The sequence below is a fragment of the Herbihabitans rhizosphaerae genome, from assembly GCF_004216555.1.
Taxonomy (GTDB): domain Bacteria; phylum Actinomycetota; class Actinomycetes; order Mycobacteriales; family Pseudonocardiaceae; genus Herbihabitans; species Herbihabitans rhizosphaerae.
This window is the reverse complement of the sequence record NZ_SGWQ01000006.1, coordinates 114,792-135,530: the sequence shown is the minus strand read 5'-3', so window position 1 is coordinate 135,530 and position 20,739 is coordinate 114,792. Positions and strand designations below refer to the sequence as shown.

Annotated in this window: 27 protein-coding genes; 14 read left to right on the top strand and 13 right to left on the bottom strand. The window is 68.7% G+C overall.

The features are described 5' to 3' along the window. Positions 1–38: 38 nt before the first annotated feature. Positions 39–998: a DMT family transporter gene (locus tag EV193_RS19050; RefSeq protein ID WP_242613499.1), complete on the bottom strand. Its 960-nt coding sequence runs from the start codon at positions 996–998 to the stop codon at positions 39–41. After that, positions 995–2,140, bottom strand: a complete 1,146-nt coding sequence (locus tag EV193_RS19045; RefSeq protein WP_130345535.1) for an MFS transporter — start codon at positions 2,138–2,140, stop codon at positions 995–997. Before EV193_RS19045 ends, EV193_RS19050 begins: the two co-directional genes overlap by 4 nt. Before the next feature lie 181 nt (positions 2,141–2,321). Between EV193_RS19045 and EV193_RS19040 the strand changes: the two genes are divergently transcribed. Further along, positions 2,322–4,451, top strand: coding sequence for a TNT domain-containing protein (locus EV193_RS19040; protein ID WP_130345534.1), 2,130 nt, complete (start codon positions 2,322–2,324; stop codon positions 4,449–4,451). A gap of 106 nt (positions 4,452–4,557) precedes the next feature. Here EV193_RS19040 and EV193_RS19035 read toward each other — a convergent pair whose 3' ends face one another. Beyond that, complete coding sequence (locus tag EV193_RS19035; protein ID WP_130345533.1) at positions 4,558–5,166, bottom strand: pentapeptide repeat-containing protein; 609 nt, start codon at positions 5,164–5,166, stop codon at positions 4,558–4,560. A gap of 20 nt (positions 5,167–5,186) precedes the next feature. Further along, complete coding sequence (locus tag EV193_RS19030; RefSeq protein WP_130345532.1) at positions 5,187–5,633, bottom strand: SRPBCC family protein; 447 nt, start codon at positions 5,631–5,633, stop codon at positions 5,187–5,189. Positions 5,634–5,733: 100 nt separating this feature from the next. Between EV193_RS19030 and EV193_RS19025 the strand changes: the two genes are divergently transcribed. Continuing rightward, on the top strand, positions 5,734–6,396 hold the full coding sequence (locus EV193_RS19025) for a spermine/spermidine synthase domain-containing protein (protein ID WP_130345531.1): 663 nt from the start codon (positions 5,734–5,736) through the stop codon (positions 6,394–6,396). On the opposite strand, the gene EV193_RS19020 is transcribed toward EV193_RS19025, so the two are convergent. After that, positions 6,387–6,815 carry a MarR family winged helix-turn-helix transcriptional regulator gene (locus EV193_RS19020; protein WP_242613498.1) on the bottom strand — a complete coding sequence of 143 codons (429 nt, stop codon included), beginning with the start codon at positions 6,813–6,815 and terminating at the stop codon, positions 6,387–6,389. The genes EV193_RS19025 and EV193_RS19020 overlap by 10 nt on opposite strands. Positions 6,816–6,887: 72 nt before the next feature. Here EV193_RS19020 and EV193_RS19015 point away from each other — a divergent pair, with 72 nt between their 5' ends. Next, positions 6,888–7,523: a maleylpyruvate isomerase family mycothiol-dependent enzyme gene (locus EV193_RS19015; protein WP_130345529.1), complete on the top strand. Its 636-nt coding sequence runs from the start codon at positions 6,888–6,890 to the stop codon at positions 7,521–7,523. Here EV193_RS19015 and EV193_RS19010 read toward each other — a convergent pair. Next, entirely contained in the window at positions 7,518–7,799 is a 282-nt protein-coding gene (locus EV193_RS19010; RefSeq protein WP_130345528.1) for a hypothetical protein, read from the bottom strand. The genes EV193_RS19015 and EV193_RS19010 overlap by 6 nt on opposite strands. Next, on the bottom strand, positions 7,799–8,368 hold the full coding sequence (locus tag EV193_RS19005) for an HhH-GPD-type base excision DNA repair protein (protein WP_130345527.1): 570 nt from the start codon (positions 8,366–8,368) through the stop codon (positions 7,799–7,801). Before EV193_RS19005 ends, EV193_RS19010 begins: the two co-directional genes overlap by 1 nt. A 158-nt stretch (positions 8,369–8,526) precedes the next feature. Here EV193_RS19005 and EV193_RS19000 point away from each other — a divergent pair, with 158 nt between their 5' ends. Beyond that, positions 8,527–8,787, top strand: coding sequence for a Prokaryotic metallothionein (locus tag EV193_RS19000; RefSeq protein ID WP_130345526.1), 261 nt, complete (start codon positions 8,527–8,529; stop codon positions 8,785–8,787). Between the two features lie 4 nt (positions 8,788–8,791). On the opposite strand, the gene EV193_RS18995 is transcribed toward EV193_RS19000, so the two are convergent. Continuing rightward, on the bottom strand, positions 8,792–9,190 hold the full coding sequence (locus EV193_RS18995) for a hypothetical protein (RefSeq protein WP_130345525.1): 399 nt from the start codon (positions 9,188–9,190) through the stop codon (positions 8,792–8,794). Between the two features lie 135 nt (positions 9,191–9,325). Here EV193_RS18995 and EV193_RS18990 point away from each other — a divergent pair, with 135 nt between their 5' ends. Both EV193_RS18990 and EV193_RS18985 read left to right on the top strand, forming a co-directional pair. Then, entirely contained in the window at positions 9,326–10,546 is a 1,221-nt protein-coding gene (locus EV193_RS18990) for an NADP-dependent isocitrate dehydrogenase (protein ID WP_130345524.1), read from the top strand. Positions 10,547–10,683: 137 nt separating this feature from the next. Next, positions 10,684–11,025: an SH3 domain-containing protein gene (locus tag EV193_RS18985; RefSeq protein ID WP_130345523.1), complete on the top strand. Its 342-nt coding sequence runs from the start codon at positions 10,684–10,686 to the stop codon at positions 11,023–11,025. Between the two features lie 29 nt (positions 11,026–11,054). Here the strand turns inward: EV193_RS18985 and EV193_RS34765 are convergent, their stop codons facing one another. Both EV193_RS34765 and EV193_RS18975 read right to left on the bottom strand, forming a co-directional pair. Next, on the bottom strand, positions 11,055–11,852 hold the full coding sequence (locus EV193_RS34765) for a DUF222 domain-containing protein (protein WP_130345522.1): 798 nt from the start codon (positions 11,850–11,852) through the stop codon (positions 11,055–11,057). 90 nt (positions 11,853–11,942) lie between these two features. Beyond that, positions 11,943–12,677, bottom strand: coding sequence for an MBL fold metallo-hydrolase (locus EV193_RS18975; RefSeq protein WP_130345521.1), 735 nt, complete (start codon positions 12,675–12,677; stop codon positions 11,943–11,945). A 53-nt stretch (positions 12,678–12,730) separates the two neighbouring features. Here EV193_RS18975 and EV193_RS18970 point away from each other — a divergent pair, with 53 nt between their 5' ends. Together EV193_RS18970 and EV193_RS18965 are read left to right on the top strand one after the other, a co-directional pair. Beyond that, a complete protein-coding gene (locus EV193_RS18970; RefSeq protein ID WP_130345520.1) occupies positions 12,731–13,189 on the top strand; it encodes a hypothetical protein in 459 nt (152 codons plus the stop codon). Between the two features lie 234 nt (positions 13,190–13,423). Continuing rightward, positions 13,424–13,738 (top strand): hypothetical protein, encoded by a 315-nt coding sequence (locus EV193_RS18965; RefSeq protein WP_130345519.1) that lies wholly within the window; start codon positions 13,424–13,426, stop codon positions 13,736–13,738. Between the two features lie 146 nt (positions 13,739–13,884). Here EV193_RS18965 and EV193_RS18960 read toward each other — a convergent pair whose 3' ends face one another. Further along, positions 13,885–15,228, bottom strand: a complete 1,344-nt coding sequence (locus tag EV193_RS18960) for a flavin monoamine oxidase family protein (RefSeq protein WP_130345518.1) — start codon at positions 15,226–15,228, stop codon at positions 13,885–13,887. Positions 15,229–15,325: 97 nt separating this feature from the next. Here EV193_RS18960 and trpS point away from each other — a divergent pair, with 97 nt between their 5' ends. The 5 genes from trpS (at position 15,326) to EV193_RS33400 (ending at position 18,998) form a co-directional block, all read left to right on the top strand. Continuing rightward, positions 15,326–16,354: a tryptophan--tRNA ligase gene (gene trpS / locus EV193_RS18955; RefSeq protein ID WP_130345517.1), complete on the top strand. Its 1,029-nt coding sequence runs from the start codon at positions 15,326–15,328 to the stop codon at positions 16,352–16,354. Positions 16,355–16,414: 60 nt separating this feature from the next. Further along, positions 16,415–17,455, top strand: a complete 1,041-nt coding sequence (yhjD, locus tag EV193_RS18950) for an inner membrane protein YhjD (RefSeq protein ID WP_130345516.1) — start codon at positions 16,415–16,417, stop codon at positions 17,453–17,455. A gap of 193 nt (positions 17,456–17,648) precedes the next feature. Continuing rightward, complete coding sequence (locus tag EV193_RS18945; protein ID WP_130345515.1) at positions 17,649–18,047, top strand: hypothetical protein; 399 nt, start codon at positions 17,649–17,651, stop codon at positions 18,045–18,047. A gap of 74 nt (positions 18,048–18,121) precedes the next feature. Further along, a complete protein-coding gene (locus EV193_RS18940) occupies positions 18,122–18,514 on the top strand; it encodes a nuclear transport factor 2 family protein (protein WP_207222710.1) in 393 nt (130 codons plus the stop codon). A 55-nt stretch (positions 18,515–18,569) separates the two neighbouring features. Next, positions 18,570–18,998, top strand: a complete 429-nt coding sequence (locus EV193_RS33400; RefSeq protein WP_165401403.1) for a hypothetical protein — start codon at positions 18,570–18,572, stop codon at positions 18,996–18,998. Here the strand turns inward: EV193_RS33400 and EV193_RS18935 are convergent. Further along, entirely contained in the window at positions 18,904–19,104 is a 201-nt protein-coding gene (locus EV193_RS18935) for a DUF397 domain-containing protein (RefSeq protein ID WP_130345514.1), read from the bottom strand. The two genes, EV193_RS33400 and EV193_RS18935, sit on opposite strands and share 95 nt — an antisense overlap. A 5-nt stretch (positions 19,105–19,109) precedes the next feature. Continuing rightward, positions 19,110–19,973, bottom strand: a complete 864-nt coding sequence (locus EV193_RS18930; protein ID WP_130345513.1) for a helix-turn-helix domain-containing protein — start codon at positions 19,971–19,973, stop codon at positions 19,110–19,112. 244 nt (positions 19,974–20,217) lie between these two features. Here EV193_RS18930 and EV193_RS18925 point away from each other — a divergent pair, with 244 nt between their 5' ends. After that, positions 20,218–20,727 carry a hypothetical protein gene (locus tag EV193_RS18925; protein ID WP_130345512.1) on the top strand — a complete coding sequence of 170 codons (510 nt, stop codon included), beginning with the start codon at positions 20,218–20,220 and terminating at the stop codon, positions 20,725–20,727. Positions 20,728–20,739 lie beyond the last annotated feature (12 nt).

The following is a 20,739-nucleotide window of genomic DNA, read 5'->3' as shown; positions in this document are numbered from 1 at the left end:
TCCGCGCCCTGCACCCGCGAGTTCCGCGCCCCGCACCCTCAGCCGGCGCGCCGTCGCGCCGGGAGGTTCGCGATGCCGACGGCGATCAGGGTGAGGCCCGCGCCGATGAGGGTGGCCGTGTCGAGGTGGTCGTCGGCGGCCGGGGCGAGCAGGTCGACCAGCACCGCGCCGACGAGCTGGCCGGCGATAGCGGTCAGCCCGAACAGCAGCACGCCGGTCCACCGCACGCCCGCCGCGGTGACGCCGATGACCACGATGCCGATCGGTCCGCCGACGTACAGCCACGGCGTGCCGGGCAGCGGCTCCGGCCCGCCGCGCACGGCCAGTGACACCGCCCAGGCGATGCCGAGCGCGATCGTGCCCGTACCGAAGTTGATCATCGTCGCGGTGATCGCGCTGTCCGCCGCCGCGCGCACCCGCCCGTTGACCGCCTGCTGCACCGCGATCCCGCAGCCGGCCAGCAGCGGCAGCACGAGCAGCCACAGCGCGGTGGTGCCGTCGAGCTGGCCGGACATCGCGCCGATCACCGCGACCACGGTCAGCCCGGCGCCGAGCACCCTCGGCAGGGTCAGCGGATGCGAACCGGCCGGGCCGAGGCCCACCTTGTCCACCGCGAGGCCGGAGAACATCTGCCCGGTCACCATCGCCACGGTGAACATCGCCACGCCGATCGACGGCACGGTCAACGCCTGACTCGCCACGAACGTCGCTCCGGCCACCCCGCCGAGCAGGTGCCACGGCCGCAGTGACCGGTCACGCACCGCCGTGCGCACCCCGGCGAACCCGCCGCGCACCTTCGGCATCGACGGCACGATCACCGCGAGCAGCACCAGCCCGGTGCCGAACGAGATCAGCGCGGCCAGCACCCCGTCGTGCAGCCGGGCACCCAACTCGCCGTTGATCCGCGACTGCACGGCGAGCCCGAGCCCGGCGATCGCGGCCAGCGCGATGCCGAGGGCGCGCTCCGATCGGGTTGGCGCCGTGTGGGCCAGTGTCACGGTGTCGCATTCTGGCCGACGAGTGGGCGTGGAGCGTCCGGCACCCGCAGCGCCAGCACCGCCGCGGCCAGCGCGAACACCGCGGCGCACGCCTCGGCACCGGCCGGCCCGACGTGATCCAGCAGCCAGCCGGCGACCGGCAGCGCGGCGGCACTGCCGGCCAACGCCCCGGTCATCAGCCAGCCGAACACCTCGGCCCGCCGGTCGGGTGGCGCCAGCTCGCCGATCCGCAGGTTCATCACCGCGATCGCCGGGGCGACCGTGATGCCGCCGAGCGTCAGCATGGCGCCGAGCAGCCACACCGAGTCGCCCGCCACCGGCGGCAGCGTCGGCACGATCACCATGATGCCGGCCGCCATCCAGGCGAACCGCATGCGCAGGTTCGGCCGTCCGGTCAGACCGCCGACGATCAGCCCGCTCACCGCCGAGCTGAGCGACCACACGGCCACCATGACGCCGGCGAGCTCCGGCTCACCGCGGTCGCGTGCCCACGCGACCAGCACGATCTCGGTCGTGGTGAACGGCGCGATCGCGCAGAACGTCATCACCAGCAGCGGCAGGATGCCCGGCGTGGAGAACAGCGAGCCGATGCTGTGCCGTTGGTCGGGCGGCGGGGCCTCGGGCCGGCCGAGCCCCCGGCGGTGCAGGGCCGCGGCGAACGTGAGCGCGCCGATCACCGCCAGCGCACCGCACACCGCGGTCGCCGCCTGTCCGCCGGCGAGCGCGATCACCAGGCCGGCGAGCATCGGCCCGACGACGAACAGCAGCTCCTGCATCGTGGCCTCGATCGTGTACACCGCCTGGAGCACCACGCCCTCGGTGATCCGCGGCCACAGCGCCCGCCCGATCTGGCCGACCGGCGGCTGCACCACCCCGCACAGGAACGCGAGCAGCACGCCGACCACCCAGGCCGACGGTGGCAGCGCGGTGGGCATCGCGACCAGGAGGACGGTCCCGACGCCGTACGCCGCTGCCATGATCACCAGAAGCTTGGTGGCCGATCCGCGGTCGGCCGCGCGCCCGCGCCACGGGCCGGAGATGCCGAAGCCGAGGGTGAACGCGGCGCCCGTCGCACCGGCGATCGCGTAGGAATCGGTCCAGCCGGCTATGAGGAACGACATAGCAAGCGCGGTGCCCGTCATGTGCAACCTGCCCAGTAGGGCAAGCGTCAGCAGGGCGGGGAGACCTTTCACAGCGGCGAGACGACGGTAGGGAGCGAGCACACCGACAGGGTGCCGTTACAGACCGACATACCGCGCCTGGTTTTCAGCCGGCGAAACCCGGCGGGGTGCCGAACGACGGTCGACAGGAGAAGATGTCCGAGTGGCTCAACCGACTCAACTGAACCCGACCGACCAGGATGCCCTGGTCAAGCAGATCGGGCTGGCCCTGCTGCGCGCCGCGCCCGCCGACTGGGAGCAGGTGACGGTGTACTACCGCGCCGTCGGCGGGCACCAGGAACTGACCGGTGAGATGCACGCCACACACGGCGGTGGCGAGTGGCCGGTTCCGCAGGACATCGCGCGCCTGTTCGCCCGGCTGCGTGAGGGTATGTACAGAGAGGGGCGCGGCAGTTGGTTCAACGCGCGCTACCAACTCGACCGCCCGTCCAGCTACAACCTGGAGTACGACCGCGACGAGCCGGTGTGGTCGGCTCCGCCGCCCGCCCACGCCTACGCCGACGAGCTGCGCATGTTCCCGCGCAGCGAGGACAACGTGCCGGACTGGCTGATGCGCAGGCTGGCCGGGCTGTCGCCGGAGCGGCCGGGTCCGCACTTCCGGATCGCGCGGGTGTTCGACGGCATGGGGCCGAGCGGGCGCCCGGTGTTCGAGCGGGTGCCGGTGACCGACGCCGATCGCGAGGAGCTGCTCGCGTACCTGACCAACGCGCCGATCGTGGTACCGGGCCACGGGTTCGACATCGACCGGCTGGACCCGGACGCCCGGCCGACGGTGCCGGTGGCGTTCCAGAGCGACGGCACGTGGATCTGGCCGGCCGCCGTGGAGTACTACCTGCGCTCCTACGAGGTGCCGCCGGAGCCCGATCTGGTGGATCACATCCGGGCGCAGGGGTTCCGGTTGCCGCAGGTCGACGAGGAGACGCAGACGGCGGCCGCGCGGTACCTGAGCGGATCGGAGGGGTCGGCGGAGGCCGGTGCTCCGGTGTCGACCGGGGTCGGTTCGGCGACCGTCGTCGCGCCGGTGGTTCCGGCCGCGCCCCCGGTTGCTCCCGTTCCGGTGACGCCTCCGGTGGCGCCCCCTGTCGTGCCGCCCGGTCCTGCCCCGCAGGCCGCCACGCACGCGCCGTCCTCGCCGGTCACCTCCGAGTCGTCCGCCCGGCCGCAGGTGGGGGATGGGGACGCGCTGGGTGCGCTGGCCACCAAGCTGGCCGAGTTGGGCGTGCCGGATTCGGCGTACCGGATCGGGCCGCCCGCGCCGCGCACCTGGACCATGGAGCAGGTGCCGGACGGCTGGCGGGTCGGCTGGTTCGACAGCGAGTTCGTCGCGCCGGCGCACTTCGAGGACGCGTCCGACGCCTCGGCGTTCCTGCTCGGGAAGTTGTTGCTGGACAAGGGATCCCCGCGTGACGCCGGCGAGCCGGTCGTGGCGGGGGAGCCGGAGTTCGAGCCGGAGCCGGTCGAGTCCACTGTGGACAGTCGGGAGCCCGTCGAGGAGGAGGAGGAGACGGTTCTCGACGAGCCTTCGGCGCGAGCGTCCAGGACCGTTCCGGCGCGCGCGCCGGTGGAGGAGCCGACCTCGCGGGGCGGCGGCGGGACGCTGATCGCGCCGCTGCCCGATCTGGGCGGTCCGTCCGGGGCGGACACCGTGCGTGCCCGGCGGCCGGCGGCCCCGCCTCCGGTGCCGCTCGCGCCGCCGCCGGAGCCGGTTCTGCCGACTCGTGAGCAGCGCGATCCCGTGCTCCCGCCGCGTGAGCAGCAGCGCGATCCCATCGTGCCGCTGGATCCGATGCCGCCGCGCGAGCACGCCACGGTGGAGACGGCCAGGCCAGCGGCGCCCCCACCGGTCCAGCCACCGCCGGTCCAGTCCTCGCCGGCCCAGTCGCCGGCGTCACCTCAGCAGGGCGCGCAGTCGCAGCGCCAGGAGTGGCCGATCAAGCCGATGTCCGGCGAGCCGCCGCTGACCCTGTTCCGGGGCAAGCGGATGTCGGAGCTGGAGGCGGACGCCGAGATCGACCGCTTCGGCGATCAGGACGGCAACCTGGTCTACGCGGCCGGCACGCCGTTCGCGCAGCGCTCCCTGGTGCCGGAGTGGATCGACCGGCCGTACCGGGTGTACCGCACGACGCGGTCGCTGGAGGTGCTGACCGGGATCGCGATCCCGTGGTTCGACCAGCCCGGTGGCGGCACCGCGTACCTGTTGCCGGGGCCGATCAGCGAGCTGGTCGCGGACGGGTTCCTCGAGGAGGTTCCGGACCGCCGCCGCCCCCACTGACACCTCCCCGAACGCGCGAGTCCCGCGCTGTGCACCGGTGAGTCCCGCGCCCTGCACGATGCGGAGCGCGGGACTCGGGGTGTCTGAGCGCGGGACTCGCGAAACGTCAGGAGTCGATGCGCAGGCCGTGCGCTGCGGCGAAGGCGATCGCGGTGTCCAGGTCGACCTGCGCGCCGGCGAGCTTGGCCTGGACGAGCCCGTTGGCGTCGATCTTGGCCCCGCGCAGGTCGGCGTTCTCCAGCTTGGTGCCGAGCAGGCGCGCGCCCCGCAGATCCGAGCCGCTCAGGTCGGCGTCGCGCAGGTCCGTCTCGGTGAGGTTCGCCTCGCGCAGCCGCAGGCCCTCCATCGTGGACTTCCGCAGATCGGCGTGCGCCAGCGCGACCAGTGTCAGATCGGTGTCGCGGATCGTCCACGGCCGGAACCGGCACTCGTTGAAGCTCGATCCGAGCAGCGTGCACCCGGTGAAGGTGATCTCGGCGAGGTTCGTGCGCTCAAAGGTGCACGAGCGGAAGGCGGTCGTGGTGTGGGTCGACTCGCCGAGGTCGCACCGGCTGAAGTCGCACTCGGTGAACGTGCACCCGGTCGTGGTCAGGCCGCGCAGGTCGCCGTCGGTGAAGTCGCACCGGACGAACTCGCGCCGCTCCCAGACCTGCTGGGCGAGCATCGCGTCCTGGTAGTTCTCGTCGATCTCCGGCGGGACCTCGGCTTGATCCATGCGCCGACCCTAGGCGAGCCCTACGACACCAGGGCGGCCACGTAGTCGCGCAACTCGTCGCCCTTGATCCGCCAGCCGTCGACGTTGCCCTCGCGGTACCTGGCGCGCTCCCCGGCCGGCAGCGCGAGGCCGTCGAAGCCGGACTCGACGACCCTGACCACGGTCGATTCTCCTTGCGGGGTAAGGAAGAACTCGACCAGCGTGCTGTTGTCGTCCACGTCGGTCGCATCGGGCGTGATGGATCCGCGGAACGCGAAGTAGGTCGGCGGCTCGACGCTCTCGACGCGGTGGTGGCCGGTGCCGAACTCCTTCCAGCGCAGCACCAGCGCGCCGCCGGGCCGCAGGTCCACCTCGGCGCCGGCGTCGCCGAACCACCGGCCGAGGTGATCGGCTTGGGTGACCACCTGCCACACCCGCTGCACGGGTGCGTCGATCACGATCTCGCGCTCGATCCGGTCGGTGTTCATCTCTGCTCCCTCGCCTGAACTACGTCACCTGAGCTGCTACCTCAGAGTTGCACATGAACTGCCGCAGGCGCAACCTGAGGGTTGCGGTTACGGTTGACCCGTGTTCGGTGACCCCCAATCGGAGGTGCTCGATCGCCGTGAAGGTGAGTGCGGCGAACTCGTGCTGCGCCGCGCCGGCGAGCACTTCGAGGTGATCGCGAACGGCACGTTCCTGATGGACACCCGCAACGGCGAGTCCGAGCGGGTGCTCGTGCGCGCCGCGGCCGACCGGATGCCGCAGGGCGGGCGGATGCTGGTCGGCGGTCTCGGCGTCGGGTTCTCGCTGCGCGCCGCGATCGATCACCCGCGCGTCGGCGACATCGTTGTGGTGGAACGGGAATCGGCCGTGATCGAATGGAATCGCGGGCCGCTGCGCGAGGTGCACGATGACGCCCTCGCCGACCCGACCGTCCACTGTGTACAGACGGATCTGGTGAGCTGGCTCGCCGACACCGATCAGCGGTTCGACGCGCTCTGCCTCGACATCGACAACGGTCCACAATGGACGGTGACGGACGGCAACGCGCAGCTCTACGACCCCGGGCTGCTGGCCGACCGGCTCACCCCGGACGGCGTGCTGGCCGTCTGGAGCGCCGCCGACGATCGCGCCTTCGCCGACGCGCTCGCCACCGCGTTCGCCGAGGTCGAGACGCTCACCGTCCCCGTCCCGCGCGGCGAGCCCGACGTGATCTTTCTGGCCGCGGGTACCCGGGCTCACGCGTAGGGATCGGTGATCTCGCGCAGCTTGGTGAGGTTGGCGCGCAGTTGGGCCATGCGCTGCTTGCCCAGGTGCGCGGTCCACTCGGCCTCGACCTCGGCGACCACCGCGTCGGCGATCGGGATGGCCTGCTTGCCGCGCGTGGAGACGCGCACCAACCGCGCACGCTTGTCGGTCGGGTCCGGGACGCGTTCGACCCAGCCGGCCCGCTCGAGCTGATCGACCAGAAAGCCGGCGGTCTGCTTGGTGACCTGCGCCTGCTCGGCCAAGTCGGTCAGCCGGGTGCCGTCCGGCCCGATCCGCTGCGCGATCTTCATCTGGGCCGTCGTCACGTCGTCGAAGCCGGCCTCGCGCAGCGCCGCGATGACCCGGTTCTCCAGCTCGCGGTACGGGATGAACAGCAGCAGCCCGATGTTCAGCTCCACGACCCTCCTTGACAGTAGTCAGAGTAGCTGACTATATTCGTCAGTCTCGCTGACTAAGTTAGCAGGTGGGTCATGGATCGTGACACGGCCTGGCAGGTGATCACCCAGGAGCGACTGAGCCTGGCCGACCTGCTCGACACGCTCACCGCCGAGGAATGGGAGACGCCGTCGTTGTGCGCCGGCTGGCGGGTGCGGGACGTCGCGGCGCACGTCGCACTCGCGCCGCGGCCGCCCGGGCCGTGGACGATGATCGTCGAAGGTGTCCGCGCGCGTGGCAGCTTCCACCGGCTCAACCACGACATCGCCGTTCGCCACGCGCACCAGCCGACCGAGCGGATCGTCGAAGAGCTGCGGGAACACGCCGCCTCGCGCCGGCTCCCTCCGGTGACCAACTACCGCAACATCCTGTTCGACGTCCTCGTGCACGGCCAGGACATCGCGATCCCGCTCGGGCGCGAGCGCGCCATGTCACCCGAGGCCGCCCGCGCCGGAGCCGACCGGGTCTGGACCATGGGCTGGCCGTTCTGGGCCAAGCGCAGGCTTCGCGGTGTCCGGCTCGTCGCCACCGACGTGGACTGGACCGCGGGCGAGGGTGCCGAGGTACGCGGACCTATCGACGCGCTGCTGCTCCTGATTACCGGGCGCTCGGCGGCTCTGCCGCACCTCACCGGCGCCGGCGTGCCGGGCCTGACCGAACGCCTGTCATGAATTCCTGGCGCGCACGCCGTCCGCAGCCACTCGGATGTCTCGAAAATCCTGCACGGCACTCCGCGAAATCCGGATCAATTGCGCGAGATCGCCGCCGGCGAGCAGCAGCACATCGTCCAGAACCCGCGCGGGCACCTCGAGTTCGCTGTAGCAGTCGTGCCACGCCATGTCCGTCAGGTGCAGCAGATCGAGCGCGGCCTCGACCTGGTCGGACGGAAACCGCGCTTCGATGCGAGGTCGGCGTTCCTGACGGCGTTGCTCACTGCCGACGGCCATCACTTCTCCTTGGCGGCCGCCTTCTCGGCTTTCTTGAAGGCGCGGACCTCCTGCAGCGAATCCGGCCCGGTGACGTCGGCGATGGAGCGGCGGGAGCCGTCCTCCGAGTAGTTGCCGGCGGCCTTCTCCCAGCCGTCGAGCGTGACACCGCGCTGCTTGACCAGCAGTGCGATGAAGATCTTGCACTTCTGATCGCCCCAGCCGGGCAGCGCCTTGAGCCGGCGGAAGACCTCGGCCGCGTCGGGGTTGTCCCGGGTCCAGATGACGGCGGTGTCACCCTCGTACTCGGCGATGATCGTCTTGGCCAGCTCCTGGACGCGGCGGGCCATGGAACGGCCGTAGCGGTGGATCGCCGGCGGGGTGGCGGCCAGCTCTTCGAACTCGGCCGGATCGTGCGCGGCGATCTTGGCGATGTCGAAGCCGTCCATCCGGTCGGCGAGCTTCTTCGGCCCGGCGAAGGCCGCCTCCATCGGGTACTGCTGGTCCAGCGTCATCCCCACCAGCAGGGCGAACGGATCGGTGTCGAGCAGCTTGTTCGCGTCATCGTCCGCGGTCAGCCAGATTGCCATGGCGCCATCCTGGCACGACCGGCCGACGAGAGCGTTGATTAGCGTCGACTTATATAAGCTCCACCTCGAACGGCTGAACCGCCAGGTTGCCGGCTCGGCGACGCGGGCGCACCCTCGATGGGGTCAACGCACCCAACGCGCGAGGAGGCGCAACGTCCATGGCGACCTGCGATGTGTGCGGGAACGACTACTGGATGACCTTCGAGGTCCGCACGAGCGGCGGGCAGACCTACAACTTCGACAGCATCGAGTGCGCGGCCACCCGGATCGCACCGGTCTGCGAGCACTGCCAGTGCCGCGTGCTCGGCCACGGCGTCGAGGTCGAGGGCCGGTTCTACTGCTGCGCGCACTGCGCGCGCTCGAACGACGGCGACCTCGGCGCGCAGATCCGCGACGCGGTCGGGGCGCACCCCGGCTGAGCGGCTACCGGTCGGCGACCGCGCTGAACCGCTCGTGCGCGGCCTGCCGGCTCACGCCGAGTGTGTCGCCGATCTCCGCCCAGGTCGACCCGCTGGTCCGCGCGGCGGCCACGGCGCGGTCGGTCAGCGGCCGGTGCCAGCGCTCGATCTCGGCGAGTAGCTGCAGCGCGACCACGGGCCGGCTGGTGATCATTTCTTCGATCTGCTCGCGCAGCACGTCGGACCTGGTCATCAGCCAGTCGGGCGGGCGCGACTCCAGCTCGGCGAGGGCGTGATCGCGCATGAAGTGCTCGGCGGCGGCTTCACTGCTCGGGAAGTAGCCCGTCGCCTGCCAGCCGCAGTCGCAGGTGAGCTGGAGGTCGGACGTGATGATGCCGCGGTGGCCGTGCACTTCGAGGTCCATGGCTGTCAAGATACCTTGACGCGGTCGGAAAGCGACGAGCGGCATACCATCCGGGCGGGCCAACGCGGCCGATTAGCAGTACGCTTGTACCGTTTACCAGGGACGCACGAAGACGTGAAGGGAGCGGCCCGGCACATGGCCAAGATCAAGGTTCAGGGGACCGTCGTCGAGCTCGACGGCGACGAGATGACTCGGATCATCTGGACGTTCATCAAGGACAAGTTGATCCACCCGTACCTGGACATCAACCTGGACTACTACGACCTGGGCATCGAGCACCGGGACGCGACCGACGACCAGGTCACGGTCGACGCGGCGAACGCGATCTCCAAGTACGGCGTCGGCGTCAAGTGCGCCACGATCACGCCGGACGAGGCACGGGTCGAGGAGTTCGGCCTGAAGAAGATGTGGCGCAGCCCCAACGGCACGATCAGGAACATTCTGGGCGGCGTGATCTTCCGCGAGCCGATCGTGATCTCGAACATTCCGCGCCTGGTGCCCGGTTGGACCAAGCCGATCATCGTCGGCCGTCACGCGCACGGCGACCAGTACAAGGCCACGGACTTCAAGGTGCCCGGCCCCGGCACGCTGACTGTGACGTTCACGCCGGAGGACGGCTCCGAGCCGATGGAGTTCGAGGTCGCGAAGTACCCGGCCGACGGCGGCGTCGCGATGTCGATGTACAACTACCGCTCCTCGATCGTGGACTTCGCGCGCGCGTCGTTCCGCTACGGGCTCGAGCGGAAGTACCCGGTGTACATGTCCACCAAGAACACGATCCTCAAGGCCTACGACGGCATGTTCAAGGACGTGTTCCAGGAGATCTTCGACGCCGAGTTCAAGGGCGAGTTCGACGCCGCCGGGCTCACCTATGAGCACCGCCTGATCGACGACATGGTGGCTGCCGCGCTGAAGTGGGAGGGCGGCTACGTCTGGGCGTGCAAGAACTACGACGGTGACGTGCAGTCCGACACGGTGGCGCAGGGCTTCGGGTCGCTCGGCCTGATGACCTCGGTGCTGATGACTCCGGACGGCAAGGTCGAGGCGGAGGCCGCGCACGGCACGGTCACCCGCCACTACCGCCAGCACCAGCAGGGCAAGCCGACCTCCACCAACCCGATCGCGTCGATCTTCGCGTGGACCCGGGGGCTGGAGCACCGCGGCAAGCTGGACTCGACGCCGGACGTGGTCGGGTTCGCCGAGACGCTGGAGAAGGTCATCATCGAGACCGTGGAGAGTGGCAAGATGACCAAGGACCTTGCGCTGCTCATCGGCAAGGACCAGGAGTTCCAGACGACCGAGGAGTTCCTCGCGACGCTGGACGAGAACCTGCAGAAGAAGATGGCCTCGGCCTGATCTTTCGCGCGTCACACGGCCCGGTCCCGAGGGATCGGGCCGTGTGCGCGTTCGAGTGGTTCGGCGGTGCCCCTGTTGACTGAGGGGCGCACTGAGCTATACCTGAACCAGTACGAAAACGCGGAGGAGCGTGCGGCGTGCCTGGCAAGCGGGTCTTGATCATCATCGCGGTGGCTGCCGGCGTACTCGTGTTGTACCTGCTCGGGTCGGAGAAGCAGCGGGAGAAGGCGGCCGCCTCGCCGGGCGGGCAGACCTCGTCGTCGTCCAGCTCCAGTTCGACGCAGTGCCGCATGGTGGTGACCGCGGACATTCTCAACGTGCGGTCGAGCCCCGAGCAGAACGCGCCCAAGGTCGGCTCGTACAAGAAGGACGCGCAGACCGATGCCGAGAAGACCGTGCAGAACGGTTTCCGGAAGCTGAGCGACAACCGGTGGGCGTCAGCGGATTTCCTGAAGGCGCTGCCCGGCCGCGACTGCTAGCACCCCCGCAGCCGCGGCGAACCCGAAGCTCACCCACAACGCGGCGTGCCCCGCACCATCACCCACCGCCACCCCGGCGATCGCCGGGGTGCACCACTGAGCCCACATTCAATGTCGAGCCGACCCCGAATCCCACCGCCCCCGCCAGAATCGAAAACCCCACCACCCCAAGCCTGATGCTGACAGTGTTGCGACCCGCAAGCGTGACCCCGACAAACGAGCCGATCCCAAACAACGCGAGAACAGCCGGCACCCACGGACTCGAATTCCATGCGTTTGCGCGCGGCTTGTTCTTCCAGGACAACTTGTTCTGGTTGCAGGTGCGCCCGTGTCCGGGTGGCCAGCTTGACCGGGTCGAAGCGTTCGGCCTCGTCCACGAGGAGTTGCTCCACGTCGGCGTGATGCTCGGGTGGGAGTTTGTCGATCGTGGCGCGCACAACCTGCACGTGGTCGCGGCTGATGGACTCGGAGGCGAGTGCTCGTGCCGCCACAGGTAGCGGCGCTTCGATGGGTTGGCCGGTCAGTGTGGTCGACCCGAACAACGCGTTGGCGTCCGCTACTCGCCTGCGTGCGTCGGCGGGTGAGATCCGCACGGTGTCACGGAGGAACGATGCTGTGGAGTAGGCGCCCATTTCTTTCGCGATGCCTTGCTCATGGATTTCGTGGACGAGTTGTAGTCGTTCATATTCGAGTTGTCGAATGTGGATTTCGCGAGCCCGTAGCTCGTCGATTAGTTGTTGTCCCTCATACTTGTATTCTACCGAAAAAGGTCCACCACTATGGGGTGAATCAAAAGCAGAAAGAGTGTGGCGGCGCGGTACGGGCAAAAGGCAGGCGGAGCCTGCCCGTAGCGCCTGCGGTTAGGGCCTCCCGCACAATTCCGCGCCGCCACACCCCAGAGCCAGCACGCCGAGAAACTAAAGAGAGACCACCAGATCCTCCTCAGCCGTAAAGATCTCCCCAGCAAACCCAAGCCGAGCCCGCGCCACCCCAAGAGCCCGATCCGCCCCCGGCCAGAAATGCGTAAGCAGAAGCCGCCGCGCCCCAGCCCGATCCGCCCAAACCCCCGCCTCCCGCGCCGTCATCAACTTCCCTTCATCCTCGCCAGATGGAGGCGAGTCCACCCAAGTCGAATCCACCACAAACAAATCCGCCCCAGCCCCCAGTTCAGCCAGTGCCGGATCCGGTCCGGTGTCACCCGTAAACGCGACCACCAGCCCAGAAAACGAAAGCCGCACCCCCACGTTCAACACATGATGCGGCAACACCCACGACTCCAACCGCAGAGGCCCCGCCTGATAAGCCCCAGGTAGCGAGTGCACCTCAAAGAACGAATCCAACGAAGGCCGAGGCTCCATAGCACGGTTACGCGACACCACCCCCGGCGTGCAGTACAACGGAATCCGCCCAGCCGAAGAAGCCGCCCGCACCCGAGCCAACCCAGTCAGATCCACACAATGATCAGGATGCTCATGCGTGATCACCACAGCATCGACCTCCCCACCCGGCCGATGCGCCAACAATCGAGGCAACGTCGCGTACCCCAGATCCACCACGACATCGAACCCGTTGTGCGACACCAGAAACCCGCTGCACGCGCGCCCCGCCTCCGGCCACGCGCCGCACCCGCCCAGTACGGTCACCGTGCTCACGGCGATCAGTCTGGCACCCGTGGGCCGACCAGATCCACGACCCGGGAGCGACATTGAACCGTGCCGCACGCGCGCTGACGGTCGCCGCCGCACTCGCGCTGTCCGCCGCCGGCTGCGCCAAGCCCGTGATCGGCAACCCGATCGCCATCGAAGCACCCGGACAAGCCGAACTCACCGGGCTCGCCGGCCTCTGGGAAGGCACCTACCTGTGCAACCAGGGCGAGACCGGCCTGCGGCTCGCCGTCGATCCGCCGAGGGCCGGAGCCGTCACCGCGGTGTTCGAGTTCTTCCCACTCGAGACGAATCCCAAGGCCGCCCGAGGCAAGTTCTCGATGATCGGCACCGTGATCAACGGGCGAGTGTTGCTCAAACAGCACGAGTGGATCGAGCAGCCCGAGGGTTACGGGATGGTTGACGTCGACCTTCCCGGACCGGTGCCGCCGGACGCGCCCGAGCTGACCGGCCGGGTCGTTTTCGAGGGCTGCACCACGCTCAAGCTGGTCAGGAAGTAGCGACGCGCCGGGGTGAGCCCCCATCGCAACGCAGCGCGCTTGATCGACTACTCTCACCCGCCAGTGTCGACCGGGTTCGACGGGTTGACACTCGCGGTAGCTTTTGGTCGGTTGCCGGGGAGAGCGTCACTCGAACGGGTGAACGCTCGGGGACTGGATCGCAGAAGGGGCGCAGCAGTGCGCAACGGAGTTGCCCGCCGGGGTGGCCGTTCGATCACGGTGATCTTCCGCCGTGTGTCGGTTTTGTTCCTGACCGCCGTCGCAGGTCTGGTGGTCGCGGCGGTGCCCGCGTCCGCGGAGACCGTGGCCGACACGAGCCACCTCGCGGCGGACGAGTCGGTGCCGTTCGGGCTCGACGGACCGGTAGGGGTCGTCGCCGTGTCGCTCGGCATCGTCGGGCTGATCTTCGGCCTGGTGCGCCGCGGCCGGAACGCCGTCACACGCATCTCAGCCACCCGCACCTCGCCCTCCGAGACGCTGGAGCTGGACGCGGTGCTGCCCGACCCGGGCCCGCCGACCAAGCCGCTGCCCGCCGACAACGTGGCCTGACCAGCGGCTTCGCGACTTTCGCAGGGTTAAGTCGGACAAAACGCCCACGATCGCCGACCACTCCTGGCCGCTCTCCGCGTTTCCGCACGTCACAGCCCTGCACGCCGCTCCGAGGTGCGGACTTTAGCCCGCTAAAGTCCCCAAACTCAGCGGAGGGCGAGGTCCACTTCGTCAGCCGCGCGCCGTCCGGACTGGATCGCCCCGTCCATGTAGCCCGCCCACCGTGTCGCGGTCTCCGTGCCGGCGAAGTGCAGGGGGCCGACGGGGTCGCGCAGAGCCTTGCCGTACCGGGTGAGCGTGCCGGGCACGCCGAACGCGCCGTAGCACCCGGCGCTGAACGGCTCGGTGCTCCAATCCCGCTCCACGTACCCGATCGGATGCTCGGCCTGCGCGCCGAAGTAGGTCGCCAGACACCTGATCACCATCGCGCGCCGCCGTTCGGGGTCCAGCCGGCTCGCCTCCGCCGCGTGCGCGCCGTCCACGAACCCGACCAGCACCCCGGGCCCGTCCGGCTCCTGGCAGTTGTCGAACACCATGCCGACCGGGAGGCTGTCGCCGGCCGCCTGCCCGGACAGCCCGGCCTCGCGCCAGAACGGCCGCTCGTACACCACGTGCACCTTGATCACCGAGCCCATCGGCATCCGCTGGGTGAGGTGCGCCCGGTCCGGCGGGAGCGCCGGCCGGTACATCAGCCGTCCGGCCAACGGCGGCGGCACGGCGAGCACCGCGCGGCGGGCGCGCACCGTCATGCCACCGGCGGCGACCTCGACGCCGTGCTCACTCCAGTCGATCGCGGTCGCCGGCGTGCCGAGCCGCACCGGCAGCCGGGCGGCCAGCCGCTCGGCCACCTGCTGCGCGCCACCCACGATCCAGTCCTGCTGCGCCCCGCCGGTGGTGGCCGTGAGCGGGTCGAACCCGCCGCCCGACGCGACATAGAACAGCGCCCATAACGCGGACACCTCGCTCGGCTCCGCGGCGAAGATCGCGCGCGTGACGGCGGCCAGCAGCGCCCGCCCACGTGGAGTGAAACCCTTGCGGCGCAACCATTCCGCGAACGTCTGCGCATCCAGCTTGGCCGCGCTGGGCGCGCTCCACGGCGCGTGCGGCGGAATCCGCCGGGCGGTCGAGTCGATCAGCCGCACGGTGCGCCCGAGGTCCAGCATGGTGAGCAGGCTCAGCTTCGGCTCGGCGGCGTACCGCAGCAGGCGCGAACCGAGGTGCACCACGTGATCGCCGGTGTCCCTGGTCGTCTCGGTGCGCACGCCCAACTCGTCGAGCAGCGACATGATCTCGTGCTGCGTCGGCCCGACGTACTGGCCGCCGAGATCGAGCACGGCGTCCGCCTCGCGCATCCGCACGCTCTCCAGCCGCCCGCCGACGCGATCCCGCGCCTCGAGCACCAGCACGCTTCGGTCGCGCGTGATCAGACTCCTCGCCGCGGTGAGACCGGCGAGCCCGCCCCCGATCACCACGACATCCACATCAGCCATGGAACGCCTTTCACTCCCCGTACATCGACCGTAGCTCGACGGAGGCTCCGCGCGAACCCCTGAACGGGGACTTCTGGGGTCTGGAAGAATTCCCGCCGTGCCAAGCGATGCGGGTCAGACGGCGGAGACGACGCGCCGTCCACGGGTGTTGTCCGGAATCCAGCCGACCAGCGGCTCGTTCCACCTCGGCAACTACCTCGGCGCGCTGCGCCAGTGGGTGGCCATGCAGGACGATCACGACGCGTTCTACTGCATCGTGGACCTGCACGCGATCACCGTCGAGCAGGACCCGAAGGTGCTCCGCGAGAACACCCGGGTGTCCGCCGCCCAGCTGCTCGGGCTCGGCATCGACCCGGACCGCTCGGCGTTGTTCGTGCAGAGCCACGTCCCCGAGCACGCGCAGCTGTCCTGGGTGATGGAGTGCATGGCCGGCTTCGGCGAGGCCGGCCGCATGACGCAGTTCAAGGACAAGTCGACGCGCATCGGCACCGACCGGATCAGCGTGGGGCTGTTCACCTACCCGATCCTGCAGGTGGCCGACATCCTGTTGTATCAGACCGATCGGGTGCCGGTCGGCGAGGACCAGCGCCAGCACCTCGAGCTGACCCGCGATCTGGCGCAGCGCTTCAATTCCCGCTACGGCAAGACGTTCCGGCTCCCGGAGGCGTTCATTCCGAAGGAGACCGCGAAGATCTTCGACCTGCAGGAACCGACCGCGAAGATGAGCAAGTCGGTGCCGGCGGGTGTGATCGAGCTGCTGGAGGAGCCGAAGCGGCTGGCGAAGAAGATCCGCTCGGCGGTGACCGACACCGGCCGGGAGATCGTCTTCGATCCGGCGAACAAGGCGGGCGTGAGCAATCTGCTGGCGATCTACTCGTCGTTGACCGGTCGCACGATCGCCGACCTGGAGGCCGCCTACGAGGGCAAGGGCTACGGCGATTTGAAGAAGGATCTCGGCGAGGTGGTCACCGAGTTCGTCACGCCGTTCCAGGCGAAGGTGAAGTCGTTCCTGGACGACCCGGCCGAGCTGGACAAGGTGCTGCACCGCGGCGCGGACCGGGCGCGCGAGGTGGCGTCGGTGACGCTGGCCCGGACCTACGAGAAGGTCGGGTTCCTCCGCCCGTAGCCCGTCTGTCCATTGTGGACTCACATTGCGGGTCCACCTTGGTGGGGCTAACTTTCAGCCGTGACGACCAGTGTTGACGAACCAGTCGAGGAAGAGTCGAAGCTGGACAAGGTGCGCCGGAAACGGCCGGGCATCGACCACCTGATCCGCGCCAACGACGCCTTCGACGAGCGGTACGGCAACCACTACGCGGCGGCGATCACGTATTTCAGCGTGCTGTCCCTGTTCCCGCTGATCATGATCGCGTTCGCGGTCGCCGGATTCGTGCTCGCCGGCAACCAGGACCTGCTGCGAGAGCTGCAGGAGGGGATCACCTCCTCCGCGCCGGCCGGGCTCGGTGACACCTTGAACGACGTCGTCGACCAGGCGATCAAGTCGCGCGGCGCGGTCGGCGTGTTCGGTCTGCTCGGCGCGCTCTACGCGGGGCTCGGCTGGATGAGCAACCTGCGTGACGCGCTCACCGCGTTGTGGGGGATGACCCGCAAGCCCAAGGAGTCGTTCTTCAAGCGGTCCGGCAAGGACCTGCTGTCGCTGTTCGGACTGGGCATCGCGCTGGTGGTGTCGTTCGGTCTGACCGCCGCCGGCAGCGGTCTCGGGCACCTGCTGTTGAAGCTCGTCGGGCTCCAGGACGAGAGCTGGGCGTTGTTCCTGCTGCGAGTCGGCACGATCGTGCTGTCCCTGGCGGCCAACTGGCTGGTGTTCCTGTGGGTGCTGTCCCGGCTGCCGCGTGAGCGGGTGCACGCACGGTCCGCGATGAAGGGCGCGCTGATCGCGGCGGTCGGCTTCGAAATCCTCAAGCAGGTCGCGACGATCTACCTGGCGAGCGTGGCCAGCTCGCCGACCGGAGCGCTGTTCGGCCCGATCATCGGTCTGCTGGTGTTCGCCAATCTGGTGTCCCGGTTCCTGCTTTTCGTCACGGCGTGGACGGCAACGGCGAAGGAGAACCTGCGCCCGCCGGTGCCGCAGCCGCCCGCTCCGGCGATCATCCGGCCGACGATCGAGGTGCGGCGCGGCCCGGACGCGCGCACGTCCGCCGGACTGCTCGGCGCGGGCGCGGTCGGCGGGCTGGCATTGCGAGGATGGCTGCGCCGGCGGCGCTAGGTATCACTCGTTCGGGCTCCCTATTGAAATCGAAGGAACTACGTACGTGGGCCTTCCCTAATATCTTCGTCGGGTTTCGGCGTCCTTGGCGTCGCAAATTACGTGTCTTTCTCAGTGATCCATGGAATAACTCCGTCGATTCGGCGCGCGAACGACGAGGCCTACACCACTCCGACTGAGGGACGACGTCCAGATGGTGGTCGTCTACCGGCTTGATGATCACCTGCAGAAGGGCGAGGAGCTGTTCCGGACGCCGGCGCGGTCCGCGTCCACGGCGGTTCCGCCCGCGCCGCGGATGGTGAACGAACCGACGGTGGGCGAGCGCAATCGGCAGCTCATGGGCGAGATCGATGGCAAGAACAGGTGCCCCGGTGCGTTCTTCCAGGAATGCGGCATCGGTGGCTGCGACGGCGAGGGTGCCATGTGGGTGGCGCTCGGCAACACGGACGGAAACTTCGAGCACAGCAGCCCGCTGTTCTACAAGGGCACTGTCATTACTGACATGGAACTGCGCAAGCCAGCCGAGTATGTCGCGGTCATTCGGATCGACGACAACTTGAAGCCGATCGAGGAGCTTTACCGCACGCCGTGACATAGTGCTGAATCGAGTGCCCGCCGGTACGCCCGGCGGGCACTTGGCGTTCGTGCCGGCATAGTCTTGCGGATGTGTTGACACCCTCCGATCTCGTTTCGCGATACCTGGACGCGCTGGAGCGCTCGGATCTGGACGCCGTGCTCGCGTTGTTCGCGCCGGACGCGGTGGTGCATTCGCCGTTGTACGGCGAGCGCCCGCCCGCCGAGTTCTATCCGGAGCTGTTCGCCGACACCAGCGCGGCGAAGCTCACGCTGCACGGGGTGATGGAAGGTCGCACACGGGACGGCGCGCCGCTGGTGTCGTTCTGGTTCCACTTCGACTGGCGGCTGCCGTCCGGGGTGGCGGCGCCGTTCGACGTCGTGGACCTCGCGGAGTTGGCCGAGGACGGGCGCATCGCGGCCCTGCGGATCCTGTACGACACAGTGGACGTGCGCCCGAGTTTCGAGGCCGCTCGTTCTCGATGAATACGTAACACTCGTTCCGTCACGCCACCTCGTTCGGCCCGCACTGGTGCTCGGCGTGGCCGGCGTCGGCTCGGTGGCCGGGTTGTTCCCGCTGGCGCTCGGCGCTGGGAGCACCGTCGTGGTCGTGTGCGCGATCGCCGTGCTGTACGTGGTGTACAGCGCGAAACTGACGTGGATCGCCACGGTGTGCATGGATCTGGCGCGCCCGACATCGGCGGCAACGGATTACCCGGTGCCGATGTCGATCGAGGGCACCTTCGTGACGGCCGTGCACTCGGCCGGCCTCGCGCTCGCGGCGGCCATCGGTTTCCCGTGGCTGCTCACTGTCGCGTTGACGATGGCGGTAGTGGGGGCGGTCGTCGCCCCCACCTGGGCCCGCAAGACCCTGGCTAGCCCTGGGCCTGTTGTAGGAACGCCCGCCACGCAGGCGCCCTCACCGCAAGGTGCCCCTGCTGAGGTGCCTTCGAGTCACGGATCCCCGTGAAGTCGTTGCGACCAAAGGAAATCTCCACGCAGTTGCTGTCGTCTCCGTCGCCCACGCCGCTATAGCTGCTGGTCCGCCAGATGTGGAAATCGATGGGCGCGGTCATGTCCGCTACCTCGCCTTCTCCAACTCCTTGGCGATGGCGTCCAGCGTGCTACGCGACTGCTGGTCGTCCAGCGTCAAGTTGATTAGCCTCTCAGCTCCCAGCCTATAAGCTTCGATCTCCTCGGGATCCTCTGGATACGCCATCGAGTTACGCGTTTCCACGCCCACGACCAGTGGCTCTCGTGGGATCTCGAGAAGGCTGAAAGAGCCTGCGACACCGGGATGTTCGACGACACTGTCCGGCACAATTCGCACCGACACAGCCGGTCGCTCGCTGGCTTCAGCGATTGCTCGCACCTGCCGCGCCATGACCTTGTGTCCACCGAAGGGCCGCCGCAACATCGGCTCGGTCATCATGAACACAAGGTCTGGCGGATTCGGCCTGCTGAGGAGTGCCTGCCGACCCAGGCGTCGAGCGATCAGTTCCTCGAAGCGCTCCTCGGCGACGTCGAAGACCCGAAGCAACGTGTGGTAGTAGTCGGCTGTCTGGAGGAGACCGGGGACCACGTTCGCCTCGAAGCTCGTGATCTTCGTGGCACGTGATTCGAATCGGCGGTAGGCGCCCCTCGGGCCGGGTCTCGTGGCGCGACTGTGCTCCAGCAAGCCGTGCTCGGCGTAGCCCTTGACCATGTTGAGCACGCCTTTGCGTTCCTCATCGGGAACATTGAGATATGTCAGAATCTGGTGCACTTCTTCGGCCGTCGTGCCTGGGCGCAGGCCGCGCTCCAGACGGCTGATCGTGTTGGGGGAGCAGCCGAGTTCCCGGCCCAACTCCTCGCACGTCACGTGTGCTTTCTCGCGGAGTCGGCGCAGCTCCGTGCCGAGTCCGCGCTCGCCGATCTTGCCGAGGTACTTCGGCTTTCGTGGCATGTCATCTCCCCAGTCGCGTTGTCATATACGACATACCTTAATTGGCGCGCTCCTTTCTGTAACGGCAATCGCCGGTGGATTCACTCAATTGGGCGCTGTTTGTCCCGTTGTGCGGGGTCCACCTTGGATGCAAAGGTTGTGACATACGACAAACAGGAGCCACAGTGGCTGGTCCGCTGGTGGAGAGGCGGCGCGGGAATCGGCCTCTCATCCTTCCCGCGCCGCCTCGCGAAATGGGGCGATCATGAAAAAGCCGAACGTCGCAGCGGCGCTGCGTGCCTACGAGATGGCGATGCCCCCGGGTGCCGGCCCTCGATTCTTCTGCCGCTGGTGTGTCACCGGCGTCACGCGCAACGGCCGGCGTAGCACGATGCTGTTCGATCTCGCCCCGGACCGCGCCCACGTGGTGGTGCACCCTGGCGCGGTGACCACGCACTCGTGCATTCTCGATCAGTCCACAGTGGACAAACTTGCCGAACTCGTGGACTCCAGCGAGGACGGCTCGGTGCCCGCCGTGTACCACGAACACGGCCTGCGGGAAATCGTGATCGGCACCGAACGCCGCAACGGCAAGCCGTCACTGTCACTGCGATTCTGCTTGCCGCGCAACGAACTCACGATCCTGTTCGGCGACGAGCGCTATGTCGCGCTGCGTGACACGGTCGCCGAGATCAGCACAACCCTCGCCACCCCCGAGACGACCCCCACCGTCCACCGCTACGGCGGAATCGCCGCCGCCTCCGGAATGCTCTAACCCCCGCGATGC